Below are 15,112 nucleotides of genomic sequence, written 5' to 3'. Positions count from 1 at the left end.
CGTCCCGATGCTGGTGCGTGTACTGCCCGGTGGACAGGCCAAGCCACCGGCCATTGGTGACCGGCCGTCAGGGCGTCCCGGGGCGGCCGGTCACGGGGAAGGCGATCGGCGCGAAGTCCGGGTGCTGTCGCCGGTACGTGCTCCCGAGGTGGTGCTGCAGCCGGACGTGGCGGAACTGGTAGACGGCGCCGGTCTGCCGCAGCACCCCGCGGCGGTAGGCGTCGTCCAGGAAGGCGACCGGGTCCCAGGGGAGCCGGCCGGTCAGCGGCAGCCAGAGCCGGGAGAGCAGCAGCCACTGGCCCCAGGCGGTGAAGGCGAGCAGGTAGGAGGCCGCGCCGCCGAGGCCGCCGACCGTGCCGATCAGCAGGCCGTCCCGGAGGTCCCAGTTGAGCCGGCCCATCGAGTCCTGGAGCAGCCGGACGACCAGGTGACCGCCGAAGGCGATGGCCAGGGTGAGCGTCGGGGCCAGCACCAGGAACTGCCGCCCCACCGTCGTACGGTTCGAGGACAGCAGGCTGACCGGGGTGGCCGCCGCGGTGACGTCGACGGGTGCTTCGAGTGCGGCCGTCAGCCCGAAGACCAGACCGGCGGCCAGGCCGAAGATCAGCGCGAAGACCAGCATGTTGATCAGGATGCCTTTGAACACGGCAGGGTCGGTGAGCGAGGTCTCGGTGCCCAGCGCGCGTTCGAAGGCGAACGCGCAGGCACAGCCGATCCCCATCACGGCCCCGCCGAACAGGCCCTGGCCGAAGCGGACGGCGAAGGTGCGCAGCGGGCGGCGGCCGAGACCGCGGTGGGTGGCGCGCAGCGTCAGCCGGACGCTGGCCGGTTCGACGGCCGACCCACCCCCGGACCGGTCCGCCATCGCGTAGACGGACCCGAAGGCGAGTCCGGCGGCGAGGCCCAGGAGGGCGCCCTGCAGCAGGAGTTCGGCGATGGCGAGCGGGGTCAGCAGCAGGCAGACCAGCCAGTCGGCCAGCGTGACGCTCAGGTCGGTGGCCAGCACGACGGCCAGGGTCCGGGTCGAGCGCGACAGCGAGTCGCCGAGCTGCCACCACGCGAGGTCCTGCCGGTCGCGGTCGAAACGGACCAGGTGGTGGGCGAGGTGGCCGAGCCAGCGCTCGGCCCGGGCGGGGTCCGCGTACGGCGTCCGGGGCTGCCGGCCGGCGGCGTCCCGTTCCGGGGTGCGACGCCGGTAGACGGCGGGCACGAATCCCGCCAGCAGGTGTTCCTCCAGGCTCCGGGCGGTGGGGAAGCGGGTGGCGTCGAGGAGTTCGGCGGGATCGCGGCCGGGTGTCTCGCTGTAGAGGGTGCGGGCGAGGATGACCATGAGCGGGGTGGTCAGCACCGTCGCGAGGTCCGCGCCCTCCCGCTCAGGGAGCCGTTCGAGGACCGCGTCCCAGGCCGTCCTGGTCCCGCTTCCCTCGGCCGGGAGGGTCCGGGCGGTGCGGGGCAGGTAGCCGGCCAGGTCGTCGAGGGTGAGGTCGGTGAGCTCGATGCCACCTGCCCAGACCAGCGGAGCGTGCGCGGCCCGGACCGCCTCGGCGTACTCGTCGCGCCGGCTGGTGAGGACGAGCGGGGAGGAGGTCGCGTTGAGCGCGTCCAGGGCCTCGCGCCGCAGACCTTCGGCGATCTCGTCGAAGCCGTCCAGGACCGGGAGGACCAGGTCGGCGTCGATCAGCGCGGCGGCCAGCGTCGCGCCGCGGGAGCTGCGGCGGGCCAGATGGGGGTGGTCGCGCAGCAGGCGGCCGATCAGCCAGTCCCGCAGCGCGGTGGTGGACGGGTCCCAGGAGCCGATGCTGAAGATGACCGGCACCCGGCCGTGCGGGACCGGGGCGTCCAGCAGGTCCAGGGTGAACCTGATGGTGAGGACGGACTTGCCCGAACCCGCCCGGCCGAGGATCGCCAGCCGTCCGGAGGGGATCCTGCGGTAGACGTCGGTCACGGTGCGCAGGTCGCCGTCGAGATCCACCTCGCGCGGTGTCTCACCCGGGCCGAGACGCTGGACGTTCTCCGCGTGGTCGGTCAGAGCGGTGGGCGCGGGCTGCCACCGGACGGGCAGTGGGAACGGGTCGTGGACCCGGCGCTGCGCCTCCTCGTGGCGCCAGCGGCGCCGGACCTCGGTCGCCAACTCCCGGGCGGCTTCGGCGAGTCCGCTGTCGACGGGCGTCGGGGTGGGGGTTCCGGTCCCGGGCGCCGTTCGTGGGGCCGGGGCGGCGGGCGCTCCGGTGAGGGTGGCGGCCAGGCGTCGGCGGTCCTCGTCACCGAGGTCGAGCGCGTCCGCGAGCAGATTCACCGTCCCCATCCGGTGGTTGGCGGATCCGCCGCTCTCCAGCCGGCGAATGGTGCGCACGCTGATTCCGGACCGCTCGGCCACCTGTTCCTGCGTCAGGTCCGCCTGATCGCGCAGCTTGCGTAACAACGTGCCGAGGTCGTCTGCCACGAGCGTCTCCCCTACCCACCAGTACGAACGGCGGCGAGCCTACCGGTGGCCACCGGTCACAGATGGCCGGTTCCCTGACCTGGACAGTCAACATGACGGAGGTCACCGTCGGGGGCGTGTCCCGAGCGTGCAGTGAACCGGAGGCAGGGAGTCGACGTGGCCAACCGCTACTGGTGCGGCGAGTGCAGCTTCAAGACGTCCTGGCACGGGGAGTCCGAGGGGCTGCGCCGACAGGTCGAGCACTACGCCGCCGCGCATCCCGGTGTCGCTCCCGGGGGCCAGGTCGAGACCCGCAGACGGGGCGCCGGCGAGCGGTACGGGTGCCTGCGGCTGGCGGCCGTCGCACTCGTCCTGCTCGCCGTGGTGGCCGCCTGCCGCCACTGAGCGCCTGCGGGTCCCGGCCTGACCGGGCGTCAGCCGCGCGGCAGCACCAGGGACTGGATCTCCGGCAGCGCACGCCAGTCGCTGGTGGCGATGCTGGCGTTGGCGGCGGCCAGCTGGGTGACCCGGGCGCGGGCCTGGTCGGCGGTGGGCGCGGTGCCGGAGATGGCCGGGGCGACGTTGTGGGCGTCCGTCATGACCAGCAGGTAGTGCCGGGTCCGGTACCAGGAGGTGTCGATGCTCCCGCTCACGTAGGCGGCGGCGTCGCCGTCGAAGAGCACGAACCACGGACGGAGGTTGGTCTCGCCGTACTTGCCGCGGGGGTCGCCCGCCGCCGCGCCGTGCACGGCCGGGAAGACCTGCGCCTGGCCGACCCGCCCGGCTGCCGCGAGGTCGCGCAGGTAGCGGCCGTACTCCACGTCGGTGTGCAGGGTGTCGAACGGGTTCTGCTCCTCGGCGGTGCCGGGGATGATGTCGACCAGCACCCGCCCGGCCAGCGCCGCGCGGCTCGGCCAGTTGCCGGCCCGGGCGGCCTCGTCCAGGGTGGCGTACGAGCCCAGCAGGTCGGCCGGGCGGAAGACGGTGCTGCCCAGGTGGGCCGCGATCAGCGCGTCGAGCTGGGCCGGGCCCATGCCGCGGTTGCCGGCGAAGCCGCCCTTCAGCTCCAACTTGACCACCAGCGGCCCGGACTGGGGGTGCGCGCCGAGCCAGAGCCGGACGTCGTCCAGGCAGTGCTCCAGGTTCTTGTTGGTACCGCCGCCGTAGAGCTGGGAGGCGTCGGTGGCCGCGACGCAGTTGTTGCTGTTGCCGAGCGGGTTGGAGTGGCTGACCTTCCACTCCTTGGTGACGGTGTCGGTCCAGACGTCCAGCTCGATCATGCCGGTGCCGGTGTCCAGCGCGCGGGCCAACTGGCTGAAGGCGCCCGGGTCGTAGGTGTTGTGCAGCCCGACCGTGGTGGCCCCGGCGAACGGCAGGTCGGCGGTACCGGCGGTGCCGGCGTGTGCCGGTGCGGTCGGCAGCAGGGTCGCGGCGGCGGTGGCGAGCAGGGCGGTGGCGATCCGGCGAAGGCTCAACGGTCTCTCCTGGTCGGAGGGTTGGGGAAGAGGCCAGCATCCGACAGTTGAGCGGACGTCAGGTGACATGACAAGTACATCTGGCAGAAGACTTCGCCACGGGCGGTATTGACCCACGCATGACAGTGGCGCCACCATCGTGCTTGGCGCGCGCCGCAGCTCCTCCCTCCATCCGTCCTACCGGACAACCCCCACAGGAGGACAGTCATGCGACTGCTCAGTCGCGGAAAGCCCGCTGCGGCCGTTGCCGCCCTGCTCGCGATCGCCCTGGCGATGCCGCTCGCCTCCGAGGCCAGCGCCAAACCCGCACCGGTGAACGAGAGTTCGTCGGCCGCCCTGGACGAGGCGATCACCCAGTACGCCATCGACGGCCCCCGCACCGTCGGCGAGCGGAGCGCGATCGCCGCCGTCGGTGTCTCGATCGACGAGGTGGACGCCCAGTCCGTGGTGGTCTCCGCCACCGCCGCCGAGGCCCGCCGACTCCGGGCCCAGGGCTGGAAGTTGACCGCGCTGCCCGGCCCGGAGCCCGAGACCGGACTGGGCATCAGCATCAACGACTTCCCGTCCAAGGACTCGATGTACCACAACTACGCCGAGGCCACCGCCGACCTGAACGCCGTGGTGGCGGCTCACCCGAGCATCATGAGCAAGCAGGTGATCGGCAAGTCCTACGAGGGCCGGGACCTGTTCGCCATCAAGATCAGCGACAACGTCGGCACCGACGAGGCCGAGCCGGAGGTGCTGTTCACCGCCCACCAGCACGCCCGGGAGCACCTCACCGTCGAGATGGCGCTCTACCTGCTGCACGAGTTCGGCGACAAGTACGCCACCGACAGCCGGATCGCCAACGCGGTGAACAGCCGGGAGATCTGGATCGTGCCGGACGTCAACCCGGACGGCGGCGAGTACGACATCGCCACCGGCAGCTACCGCAGCTGGCGGAAGAACCGGCAGCCCAACTCCGGCTCCAGCAACGTCGGTACCGACCAGAACCGGAACTGGAACTACAAGTTCGGCTGCTGCGGCGGCTCTTCGGGCTCCACCTCCAGCGAGACCTACCGGGGCACCGCCGCGGAGTCCGCCAAGGAGGTCAAGGTGGTGGCCGACTTCGTCCGCAGCCGGATCGTCGGTGGCAAGCAGCAGATCACCGCCGCGATCGACTTCCACACCTACAGCGAGCTGGTGCTCTGGCCGTTCGGCTGGACGTACGACGGCGTCGTGCCGGGGATGTCGGCGGACGAGTACAACACCTTCGCCACCTTCGGGAAGACCATGGCGGCCAGCAACGGCTACACCCCCGAGCAGTCCAGCGACCTGTACATCACCGACGGGACGATCGACGACTGGCTGTGGGGCGCGCAGCGGATCTTCGCGTACACCTTCGAGATGTACCCGGCCAGCGGTGGCGGCGGCTTCTACCCGCCCGACGAGGTGATCGGCCGGGAGACCAGCCGGAACCGCGACGCCGTGCTGCGGCTGGTGGAGAACGCCGACTGCATGTACCGCGCGATCGGAAAGCAGCAGCAGTACTGCGGGATCGCGTCCTGAAGCGCGCTCCGTCGGCCGGGCCTGCCCGGGTCCCGGCCGACGGAGCGTCAGACCAGGGGCCTGGCCCCCTCGACCACCGCGCGCAGGGCCGGTTCGGCGGGTGAACCCGCTTCGGCGGTGTAGACGACCAGGGCCTGGTCCGGGTCGTCCGGCAGCCGCAGGGTCTCGTAGGCGAGGGTGAAGGTGCCGGCCGCGGGGTGCCAGATCTCGTACTCGCCGTGGGTCTTCTCGCGGACCTCCTGGTCCTCCCAGAGCCGGGCGAACTCGGGGCTCCGCTCAGTCAGTTGGGCCACCAGGTCGGTGTACTCGGGGTCGCACTGGTGCCGGCCGAGGTCCATCCGCAGGATCGCCACCAGGTCGCGGGCCTTGCACTCCCAGTCCACGTACCGGCCGCGCAGCCGCTCGTCGCAGAAGTGCAGCCAGGTGAGGTTCCGCCGCTCCGGCGCCAGCGCCGCCAGGTCCACCAGCAGCAGGGCGGTGAACGGCTCGTTCCAGGCCAGGATGTCCGTCCGGCGGCCGACCACCAGGGCGGGGGTGTCCGGCAGCGAGTCCAGCAGCCGCCGCAGCCCCGGGCGGACCCGTTGCGCGGGCCGGGCGCCGGTGACGTCCGGGCGGACCAGGTGCAGCAGGTGCTGCCGCTCGGCCTGGTCGAGCCGCAGGGCGGTGGCCACCGCGTCGATCACGGTGTCCGAGACGTTCTCCGCCCGGCCCTGCTCGAACCGCACGTAGTAGTCCACGCTCACGCCGGCCAGCTGGGCCAGCTCCTCCCGGCGCAGCCCCGGCACCCGGCGGCGCTCGCCGTACTGCCGCAGCCCGGCGTCGGCCGGCTGCAGCCGGGCCCGTCGTGACCGTAGGAAGGTGCCGAGTTCAGCCTTGTTGCCCATACCCCGATCCTAAGGGTGGTTCCGACAGACCCAGGTTTGCCGGTTCCCAGGTGGCGTGGGGTGCTGGGTAACCGGCCCGGACCTCGGCAGGATTCAGTTCTGACAGCACGCCGGACCGAAGGGCACCACCCATGAGCATCACCACCGTCGCCGCCTACGCCGCACCCGCGCCCAAGGCACCGCTGGAGCGCACCACCGTGTCGCGCCGGCCGGTCGGCGAGCACGACGTCCTGATCGACATCAAGTTCGCCGGGATCTGCCACTCCGACATCCACCAGGTCAACGAGGACTGGGGCCAGGCCCCGTTCCCGATGGTGCCGGGCCACGAGATCGCCGGCCTGGTGGCCGAGGTCGGCCCGGGCGTCACCCGGTACGCGGTCGGCGACCGGGTCGGGGTCGGCTGCTTCGTCGACTCCTGCCGGGAGTGCGACAACTGCCTGGCCGGGAACGAGCAGTACTGCACCGGGGGACTGACCTTCACCTACCCGGCGGGTCCCGACGGCCAGCCCACCTACGGCGGTTACAGCACCCACATCGTGGTCGACGAGAACTACGTGCTGGGCATCCCGGAGGGCATCGGCCTGGCCGAGGCCGCCCCGCTGCTCTGCGCCGGGATCACCCTCTACTCGCCGCTCAGCCACTGGCAGGCGGGCCCGGGCAAGAAGGTCGCCGTCGTCGGCCTGGGCGGCCTCGGCCACATGGGCGTCAAGATCGCCCACGCGATGGGCGCCGAGGTCACCGTGCTCAGCCAGTCGCTGCGCAAGCAGGAGGACGGCCTGCGGCTGGGCGCCGACCACTTCCACGCCACCGCCGACCCGGCCACCTTCACCGAGCTGGCCGGCACCTTCGACCTGATCGTCAACACCGTCTCGGCCAACCTGCCGCTGGACGACTACCTCGCCCTGCTGCGCACCGGCGGCACCCTGGTCAACGTCGGCGCCCCGGCCGACCCCACCCCGGTGAACATGTTCTCGCTGATCGGCGGCCGCAAGCAGCTGGCCGGTTCGATGATCGGCGGCATCCGGGAGACCCAGGAGATGCTGGACTTCTGCGCCCGGCACGGCCTCGGCGCGGAGATCGAGACCATCGCGGTGGACCAGATCAACGAGGCGTACGAGCGGGTGCTGGCCAGCGACGTGCGGTACCGCTTCGTCATCGACACCAGCACGTTCTGACGGTGCCGGGGTGCTGACCGTACTGGTCGGGTACGAGGCAGGTCCTGGCCGACAGGACCTGCTCCGGACCGAGTTGGAGGCGATGCTGGAACCGGCAGCAGAGCTGCCCGGCTGTCTGGCCTTCGAGCTCTACCTCGACCCGAACTGCCCGGAGCGGATGCTGCTGGTCGAGCAGTGGACCAGTCCGGCCGGCTGGCGGGCGCACTACGGGCAGCGGGTCGGGCGGCTCGCGGAGCTGCTCGCCCGCCCCGCCACCATCCGTTGCCTGGGCGCTACTTGAGCAGTCTGGAGAGCCGGCGGTCGGCCAGCACCCGGCCGCCGGTCTGACAGCTCGGGCAGTACTGCAGCGAGGACTCGGCGAAGTTCACCGAGCGGACGGTGTCCCCGCAGCGCGGGCAGCGCTCCCCGGCCCGGCCGTGCACCGCCAGGCCCGCCTTCTTCTCCGCCTTGAGCGCGTCGGCGGTGGTGGCGCGGGCCCGCTCGACCGCCGAGCCGAGCACCTGCCGGGTGGCGGCGTACAGCCGGCCCAGCTGCTCCCGGTCCAGCGACGGCGCCAGCGCGTACGGGGAGAGCCTGGCCTCGTGCAGGATCTCGTCCGAGTACGCGTTGCCGATCCCGGCCAGCCCGGTCTGGTCGGTCAGGAAGGTCTTCAGCCGGTGCCGCTCGGCGGCCGCCAGCTCGGCCAGCCGCTGCTCGGTGAACTCCGGACCGAGCGGGTCCAGGCCCAGCCGGGCGATGCCGGGCACCAGCTGAGGGTCGGTCACCACGTAGGCGGCCAGCCGCTTGGTGGTGCCCTGCTCGGTGACGTCGAAGCCGGAGCCGTCGTCCAGCACCAGCCGCAACGCCTGCGGCCCCCGGCCGGGCCGGGCCCCGCCCGGGCGGTCGGGGAACGAGTCGCGGTGCCGGATCCACCCGGCCCTGGCCAGGTGCAGTACCAGATGCGGTCCCTCCCCGGCCAACAGGTCGAGGAACTTCCCGTGCCGGGTCACCGAACTGACGGGCAGTCCGTGCAAGGCGGTCACCGGCGGATCGAAGGTCTTCAGCACCTGGATCGACAGCACGTCCACCCGCTGGACGGTCCGCCCCTCCGACGCCTCGGCGATCCGCTCGGCCAGCGCCTGCACTTCCGGCAATTCGGGCATACCAGCCAGCCTACGCTTCGGCAGACAGGGGCTCGGGGAACTGCGACGCCGACCTCGAAAAAGGTGATCCGTACGTAGGCGGTCAGGCACTTTCGCAGTGATGCCCGCCAGCCACGAACCGTCGCCGTTCCCCGAGCCCCTGGATGGTGCAACCTTGTGTCAGCTGTCGATGGTGCGGGCCAGCCGGGTGATGCCCTCGGTGAGGTCGGCCAGGTTGCGGCAGGCGGCGTAGCTGATCCGCAGGTGCGGCGCGGGCGGCTCGGCGGCGAAGTACGGCCGGCCGGGGGTGACCGCCACCCCGTTGCGGCAGGCGGCGGCGGCCAGTTCGCGGTCGTCGGTGCCGTCGGCAAGCCGCAGCCAGAGGTGGTAGCCGCCCAGCGGGATCCGCTCGCCGAGCAGCTCGGGCCGCAGCCGGGCCAGGGTGTCCACCGCCGCCCGCCGACGCTCCGCCAGGGCGGTCGAGATGTCCCGGAGTTGGCGGGCCCAGGCGGGCGAGCCGACCAGTTCGAGGGCGGTCTCCTGGAGCGGCCGGGGGACGAAGAAGCTGTCCACCGCCTGCACCGCCCGCAGCCGCTCGAAGGCCGGCCCGCGTGCGGTCAGCCCGCCGACCCGCAGGCTCGGCGAGGTGGCCTTGGTCAGCGAGCGGACGTGCACCACCACCCCGTCCGGGTCGTCCGCCGCGAGCGCGGGGGCCGGTGACGGGGCGTCGGCGTGCACCAGCAGCCGGGCGAAGTCGTCCTCCACCACGAAGGCCCCGGCCGCCCGGGCGACCCGCAGCACCTCGCGCCGCCGCTCGGCGGAGAGCACCGCGCCGGTCGGGTTGTGGAACAGCGGCTGGCAGACGAAGGCGCGGGCCCGGGTCGCGGCGAACGCCTCGGCCAGCAGGTCGGTCCGTACGCCGTCCTGGTCCACCGGCACCGGGACCGGCCGCAGCCCGGCCGCCCGGGTCACCGCCAGGGTGCCGGGGTAGCTCGGCGACTCCACCAGCACCGGCGCGCCGGGAGCGACCAGCGAGCGCAGCGCCGTGCTCAGCGCGCCCTGCCCGCCCGCCGTGATCAGCACGTCCGAGGCGCTCAACGTACCGTCAGGGCCGCCGATCTCCCGGGCGAACCAGGCCCGCAGCTCGGCCAGGCCCTCCACCGGCGGCCGGCCCCAGGCGCCCGCCCGCCGTCCGGCCCTGGCCAGTGCGGCGGCCAGCGCCCGTTCGGGCTGGAGCGAGGGGTGCAGATAGCCGCTGTTCAGGTCCAGCACGTCGGCGGGCTGCATCGCGAGCGCGCCGAGTACGCCGGTGGCGTCGGTGCGCCGGTCCTGCCCGCCGAAGGTCTCGGCGCTCAGGGCGAGCTCCTGCCAGGAGACGTCGCCGGGCTGCGCCGGGGCGGCCCGCCGTTCGGCCCGGAACACCCCCGCGCCCGGGCGGGACACCACCAGGCCCTCCGCCACCAGGGTGCCGATCGCCCGGGAGACCGTCACCGGGCTCACCTGGTGACGCTCCACCAGGGCCCGACTGGACGGCAGCTTCTCATTCGGAGAGTAGCGGTTCAGCTCGGCCCGGAGGATGGCGGCCAGCTCGGCCACACTGCTACGCTCGGTCATGACAGCAAACGATAGCGCTATCCGGCCCAGCACGATAGCGGTCGGGGGCGGGACGGCCCTGGCGGCCCTGGGTGTGGTCTCCTTCTCGCTGAGCTTCCCGGCCACCGTCTGGGCGCTGAGCGGCTTCGGCCCCTGGTCCTCGACCGGCCTGCGCGGCCTGCTCGCCGCCGTGGTCGCCGCCGTCGGTCTGGCGGCCGCCCGGGCCCCGCTGCCCGCCCGCCGGCACTGGCCCGGGCTGCTGATGGTGGCGGGCGGCTGCGTGGTCGGCTTCCCGCTGCTCACCACGCTCGCGCTGGGGATCTCGTCCACCGCGCACACCGCCGTGGTGGTCGGGCTGCTGCCGCTGGCCACCGCCACGTTCGCGGCGCTCCGCTCGGGCGTCCGCCCGTCCCGGACGTTCTGGTACGCCGCGCTGGCCGGGGCGGCGGTGGTGCTCGGCTTCACCCTGCAGCAGAGCGGCGGGGCGCTGAGCCTGGCCGACCTCTACCTGCTCGGCGCCCTGGCTGTCTGTGCGGCGGGGTACGCCGAGGGCGGGCGGCTGGCCAGGGAGCTGCCCGGCTGGCAGGTGATCGCCTGGGGCGTGCTGGCGGCCGCGCCGGTGATGGCGGTGACGGCGGCCGTCGCGGTGACCTTCGAGCCGGTGCACCTGACGGTCCGTTCGCTGACCGGGCTGGCGTACATCGCGGCGGTCTCGCAGTTCGGCGGCTTCGTGCTCTGGTACCGGGGCATGGCCGAGATCGGCATTCCGAAGGCCAGTCAGCTGCAGCTCGCCCAGCCGCTGCTGACCCTCGGCTGGGCGGTCCTGCTGCTCGGCGAGACCCCGACCCCGGCCGCCCCGCTGGCCGCGATCGGGGTGCTCGCCTGCATCGCCGTCACCCAGCGGGCCCGCGGCTGAGCCGGTCCTGCTACTTGATCCCGGCGTCCGCGCAGGCCGCGGCGTGCGCGGCGTCGCAGATCTCCTCGGCCTTGTACAGGCCGCCGGCCACGATGGTCTCGGCGACCTTGGCCTTGGTCACCACGACCGGGCTGAGCAGCATCGAGGGGATCTGCTCGCTGCCGCTCTCGGTCACCGAGGTGGCCACCGCGGTGATGCCCAGGCCCTTCAGCAGGTAGACCGCGATGCTGGCGGCCGCGTCGGCCTCCGGGCGGTACGGCTTGTAGATGGTGTACGCCTGATCGCCGGTCAGCAGGCGGCGGACGGCGTCGATCGAGGCGTCCTGGCCGCCGACCGGGACGTTCTTCATCCCGGCGGCCTTCAGGGTGGCGATGATCGAGGTGGCCATCCCGTCGTTGGCCGAGTAGACCGCCTGGATGCCGTCCTTGCCGAGGCTCTGGATCGCCTCGGTGGTCTTCTGGGCCGCCGTCTCGGGCTTCCAGTCACCGGACTGCTCGTAGCCGATCCGCTTGACCTTGCCCTCCAGCACCTTGTGCGCGCCGACCTTGAACATCGCGGCGTTCGGGTCGGACTCCGCGCCGTTGATCATCACCACGGTGGCCTGGGCGGCCTTCGGGCCGAGCGCCTGCAGCAGCGCCTCGCCCTGGAGCTCGCCGGTGCGCTGGTTGTCGAAGGAGACGTACGCGGTCACCTTGCCGGCCGCCAGGCGGTCGTACGCGATGACCTTCGCGCCCTGCTTGTTGGCCTGGTCCACCCAGTCCGCGGTCACCTTGGAGTTCACCGGGTCGAGCAGGATCACCTTGACGCCCTTGGCCAGCAGCTGGTCGAACTGCTTCCGCTGCAGGGCCTCGTCGCCGTCGGCGTTGGCGTAGTCCACCGCGCACTTGGTGCACAGGGCGGTGATCGCCGACTCGATCATCGGCTTGTCGAAGCTCTCGTACCGGGTGGACGAACTCCGCTCGGGCAGCAGCAGGCCGACGGTCTTGCTGCCGGTCGAGTTCGGGTCCGGCGTGCCGTCCTGGCCGCAGGCGGCCAGGGACAGGGTCATCGACACGGCGACCGCGGCGAGGAGGGTGCGGCGCGTTGCGTTCATGGTGGGTGGTGCCTCCCTGACTGCGTGCCGCAGCTTTGCGGCAGCGGAGGGAGTCAAGCTGTATGTCCGATGTAACGTCAAGAATTTAACCATGCGGATGCCAGAGGTATGCCAATCGTTACTTTCTCGAATTGAGTCGTCCTATTGGTAGGTATATGCCAAGGGCCCGCCTTCAGAAGATGGCGGGCCCTGCTCGGCTGACGATCGCTCACCGTTCGGTGCGCACCACCAGGCAGACGGCGGCCACCACGATCGCGCCGCCCAGCACGATCGGCCAACTGAGCGGCTCGGACAGGATCAGCCAGCCGAGCAGCACGGCCACCACCGGGTTCACGTAGGCGTAGGTGGCGACCAGCGGCAGCGGCGCGTTCTGCAGCAGCCAGGCGTACGCGGTGAAGGCGACCAGCGAGCCGAACACGATCAGCGCGGCCAGCGCGAGCCAGGAGCGGGTGGAGACGGTGGCCAGGTCCAGCGCCTGCGGCTCGCCCCGGAGCGCCGCGACGGCCAGGCAGCCGAGGCCGCCGACGATCATCTCGTAGGCGCTGGTGGCGAAGACGTTCTTCGGCATCGGCAGCTTGGAGGTGAGGTAGGAGCCGCCCGCCCAGGAGAGCGTCCCCACCATCACCAGCAGCACACCGGTCAGCTTCACCTCACCGCTAAGCCCCGGCACGGTCAGCACGCCGAGGCCGACCAGCCCGAGCAGCACCCCGGCCAGCGCGGTCCGCGAGGTGCGCTGCCCGGAGCTCCGCCGCAGCAGCACCAGCCAGAGCGGCACCACGGCGATCAGCAGGGCGGCCAGCCCGGACGGCACGTCCCGCTCGGCCAGCACCACCATGCCGTTCCCGCCGAGCAGCAGCATCAGCCCGACCAGCCCGGCCGAGCCGAGCTGACGCGGGGTCACCTTCAGTGCGGCCGGCCCCTGGCGCCAGGCCACCAGGCCGGCCAGCAGCAGCCCGGCGGTGATGAAGCGGGTGGCGGCGGAGAGGAACGGCGGCATGGTCTCGACCGCGATCCGGATGGCCAGGTAGGTCGAGCCCCAGACCACGTAGACGATGGCGAGCGCGCCCCAGACGGCGGCCGAGATTCTGGCGGGGGAGGCGGCGGCGCCGGTGGGGACGGCGTCGCGAGGGGGGAGGGTGTTCGGCCGGGGGGACTGCTGAGACGCGGTCATGTGTGTCTCCATGGTTTGGTGCTGTCAGGCGAATGCCACCACACCGGGACGGAACGCGCGAGCGAGTTTGCTGCCAAGCACGGTCGACTTGCTGCCAAGGTCGGCCGAGTGGCTGACCCCGCCGGTGGTGTCGCCCGGTTGCCGGTGCTGCCGGTGTCGCCGGTGGTAGTCATGGGACGGTCCGGTGGGAGGAGCGTCCGGCGTGGAGTGGTTCGCGGCACCCGAGTACTGGTGGGGCCGACTGGTGTTCCAACGGCTGGTCGCCGCCGTCTACTTGCTCGGCTTTCTTGCTGCCGCCCGGCAGTTCCGGGCACTGCTGGGCGAGCACGGCATGCTGCCGGTGCCCCGGTTCCTCGCCCGGACCAGCCGGCGGCAGGCGCCCAGCCTGTTCCGGTTCCACTACTCGGACCGGGCGTTCGCGGGCACCGCCTGGTCCGGCGCGCTGCTGGCCGCCGCCCTGCTCGCCGGTGCGGGTGAACTCGTCCCGCTCTGGGCCGCGATGCTCGGCTGGGGCCTGCTCTGGCTGCTCTACCTCTCGATCGTCAACGTCGGCCAGACCTGGTACGCCTTCGGCTGGGAATCCCTGCTGCTCGAGGCGGGCCTGCTGGCCGCCTTCCTCGGCAACGGCGAGGTGGCCCCGGCGGCCCCGGTGCTCTGGCTGCTCCGCTGGCTGCTGTTCCGGGTCGAGTTCGGCGCCGGGATGATCAAAATCCGCGGCGACCGCTGCTGGCGCGAACTGACCTGCCTGCGCTACCACCACGAGACCCAGCCGATGCCCGGGCCGCTCAGCTGGTTCTTCCACCACCTGCCCGCCCCGCTGCACAAGGTCGAGACGGCGGCCAACCACGTGGTCCAACTGGTGGTCCCGGTCGGCCTGTTCCTGCCCCAGCCGGTGGCCGGGGTGTGCGCGGTGCTGATCGTGGTCACCCAGCTCTGGCTGGTGCTGTCCGGCAACTTCGCCTGGCTGAACTGGCTCACCATCGCGCTGGCCTGCACGGTCCTGCCGCTGTCCGGCGGCACCTCGGCGGCCGGGCCGCCGTGGTACGTCGGTGTGGTGCTGGCCTTCACCCTGCTGGTCCTGGTGCTGAGTTACCGGCCCGCCCGCAACCTGTTCTCGCACCGTCAGGTGATGAACCGTTCGTTCGACCGGCTGCACCTGGTCAACGCGTACGGCGCGTTCGGGGCGGTCAACCGGCTCCGGCTGGAGGTGGTGGTGCAGGGCACCGCCGACCGGCGGGTGACCGGGCGGTCGGTCTGGCAGGAGTACGGTTTCCACGGCAAGCCCGGCGACCCGCACCGGATGCCACGTCAGTTCGCTCCCTACCACCTGCGGCTGGACTGGCTGATGTGGTTCGCCGGGATCTCCCCGGCGTACGCGCGGCCCTGGTTCAGACCGTTCGTCCACCGCCTGCTCGCCGGGGACCGGGACACCCTGCGACTGCTCCGGCACAACCCCTTCCCGGACGCGCCGCCCGAGTACGTCCGCGCGCTGCTCTACCGTTATCGCTTCACGGACTGGCGCACCCTGCGCACGACCGGCGCGTGGTGGGAACGCACGCTGGTGCGTGAGTACCTGCCGCCGGTGCGCCTGTCCGACTTCCGTCCCGTTGTCCGAGGTGATCCCCGCTGAACGGTGCACCCGGCGCGCCGTGCCCGAACCCGACCGGGTGCGTGCACCGCTCGAACGCCCACCCGTATCCTGGGCGTCCGCACC

The 15,112-nt window shown here is 72.3% G+C and carries 13 protein-coding genes; 6 read left to right on the top strand and 7 right to left on the bottom strand.

The window, feature by feature from the left end; translation table 11 throughout:
- Positions 1–67: 67 nt before the first annotated feature.
- On the bottom strand, positions 68–2,443 hold the full coding sequence (locus tag F4556_RS07125) for a helix-turn-helix domain-containing protein (RefSeq protein WP_184912608.1): 2,376 nt from the start codon (positions 2,441–2,443) through the stop codon (positions 68–70).
- Between the two features lie 156 nt (positions 2,444–2,599).
- On the opposite strand from F4556_RS07125, the gene F4556_RS07120 reads away from it, so the two are divergent.
- Complete coding sequence (locus F4556_RS07120) at positions 2,600–2,827, top strand: hypothetical protein (RefSeq protein WP_184912607.1); 228 nt, start codon at positions 2,600–2,602, stop codon at positions 2,825–2,827.
- A gap of 29 nt (positions 2,828–2,856) precedes the next feature.
- Here F4556_RS07120 and F4556_RS07115 read toward each other — a convergent pair whose 3' ends face one another.
- Positions 2,857–3,897: a phosphatidylinositol-specific phospholipase C domain-containing protein gene (locus F4556_RS07115; RefSeq protein WP_246510978.1), complete on the bottom strand. Its 1,041-nt coding sequence runs from the start codon at positions 3,895–3,897 to the stop codon at positions 2,857–2,859.
- A gap of 207 nt (positions 3,898–4,104) precedes the next feature.
- Between F4556_RS07115 and F4556_RS07110 the strand changes: the two genes are divergently transcribed.
- Positions 4,105–5,445, top strand: a complete 1,341-nt coding sequence (locus F4556_RS07110) for a M14 family metallopeptidase (RefSeq protein ID WP_184912603.1) — start codon at positions 4,105–4,107, stop codon at positions 5,443–5,445.
- A gap of 47 nt (positions 5,446–5,492) precedes the next feature.
- Here F4556_RS07110 and F4556_RS07105 read toward each other — a convergent pair whose 3' ends face one another.
- Entirely contained in the window at positions 5,493–6,329 is an 837-nt protein-coding gene (locus F4556_RS07105; RefSeq protein ID WP_184912601.1) for a helix-turn-helix transcriptional regulator, read from the bottom strand.
- A 137-nt stretch (positions 6,330–6,466) separates the two neighbouring features.
- On the opposite strand from F4556_RS07105, the gene F4556_RS07100 reads away from it, so the two are divergent.
- Positions 6,467–7,504 (top strand): NAD(P)-dependent alcohol dehydrogenase, encoded by a 1,038-nt coding sequence (locus tag F4556_RS07100; RefSeq protein WP_313069175.1) that lies wholly within the window; start codon positions 6,467–6,469, stop codon positions 7,502–7,504.
- Between the two features lie 10 nt (positions 7,505–7,514).
- Complete coding sequence (locus tag F4556_RS07095) at positions 7,515–7,784, top strand: putative quinol monooxygenase (RefSeq protein ID WP_313068196.1); 270 nt, start codon at positions 7,515–7,517, stop codon at positions 7,782–7,784.
- Here F4556_RS07095 and F4556_RS07090 read toward each other — a convergent pair.
- Both F4556_RS07090 and F4556_RS07085 read right to left on the bottom strand, forming a co-directional pair.
- Complete coding sequence (locus F4556_RS07090) at positions 7,777–8,646, bottom strand: Fpg/Nei family DNA glycosylase (protein ID WP_184912598.1); 870 nt, start codon at positions 8,644–8,646, stop codon at positions 7,777–7,779. The two genes, F4556_RS07095 and F4556_RS07090, sit on opposite strands and share 8 nt — an antisense overlap.
- Positions 8,647–8,805: 159 nt before the next feature.
- Positions 8,806–10,239 (bottom strand): aminotransferase-like domain-containing protein, encoded by a 1,434-nt coding sequence (locus F4556_RS07085; RefSeq protein WP_184912596.1) that lies wholly within the window; start codon positions 10,237–10,239, stop codon positions 8,806–8,808.
- On the opposite strand from F4556_RS07085, the gene F4556_RS07080 reads away from it, so the two are divergent.
- Positions 10,238–11,134, top strand: coding sequence for a DMT family transporter (locus F4556_RS07080; RefSeq protein ID WP_184912594.1), 897 nt, complete (start codon positions 10,238–10,240; stop codon positions 11,132–11,134). The two genes, F4556_RS07085 and F4556_RS07080, sit on opposite strands and share 2 nt — an antisense overlap.
- 10 nt (positions 11,135–11,144) lie before the next feature.
- Here the strand turns inward: F4556_RS07080 and F4556_RS07075 are convergent, their stop codons facing one another.
- Entirely contained in the window at positions 11,145–12,227 is a 1,083-nt protein-coding gene (locus tag F4556_RS07075; protein ID WP_184912589.1) for a sugar ABC transporter substrate-binding protein, read from the bottom strand.
- A 208-nt stretch (positions 12,228–12,435) separates the two neighbouring features.
- A complete protein-coding gene (locus F4556_RS07070; protein WP_184912588.1) occupies positions 12,436–13,398 on the bottom strand; it encodes an EamA family transporter in 963 nt (320 codons plus the stop codon).
- A gap of 202 nt (positions 13,399–13,600) precedes the next feature.
- On the opposite strand from F4556_RS07070, the gene F4556_RS07065 reads away from it, so the two are divergent.
- Complete coding sequence (locus F4556_RS07065; RefSeq protein WP_184912585.1) at positions 13,601–15,028, top strand: lipase maturation factor family protein; 1,428 nt, start codon at positions 13,601–13,603, stop codon at positions 15,026–15,028.
- The last annotated feature ends 84 nt before the right edge of the window (positions 15,029–15,112 follow it).

This window comes from Kitasatospora gansuensis, from assembly GCF_014203705.1.
Classification (GTDB): Bacteria; Actinomycetota; Actinomycetes; order Streptomycetales; family Streptomycetaceae; genus Kitasatospora; species Kitasatospora gansuensis.
Note: the sequence above shows the minus strand (reverse complement) of the source record. Positions and strands in the feature narration are given on the sequence as shown.

Excerpts from the sequence above, each read along its gene's own strand:
- F4556_RS07085 (WP_184912596.1), bottom strand. The coding sequence starts at position 10,239 with ATGACCGAGCGTAGCAGTGTGGCCGAGCTGGCCGCCATCCTCCGGGCC.
- F4556_RS07090 (WP_184912598.1), bottom strand. The coding sequence starts at position 8,646 with ATGCCCGAATTGCCGGAAGTGCAGGCGCTGGCCGAGCGGATCGCCGAG.
- F4556_RS07110 (WP_184912603.1), top strand. The coding sequence starts at position 4,105 with ATGCGACTGCTCAGTCGCGGAAAGCCCGCTGCGGCCGTTGCCGCCCTG.
- F4556_RS07070 (WP_184912588.1), bottom strand. The coding sequence starts at position 13,398 with ATGACCGCGTCTCAGCAGTCCCCCCGGCCGAACACCCTCCCCCCTCGC.
- F4556_RS07075 (WP_184912589.1), bottom strand. The coding sequence starts at position 12,227 with ATGAACGCAACGCGCCGCACCCTCCTCGCCGCGGTCGCCGTGTCGATG.
- F4556_RS07080 (WP_184912594.1), top strand. The coding sequence starts at position 10,238 with ATGACAGCAAACGATAGCGCTATCCGGCCCAGCACGATAGCGGTCGGG.
- F4556_RS07105 (WP_184912601.1), bottom strand. The coding sequence starts at position 6,329 with ATGGGCAACAAGGCTGAACTCGGCACCTTCCTACGGTCACGACGGGCC.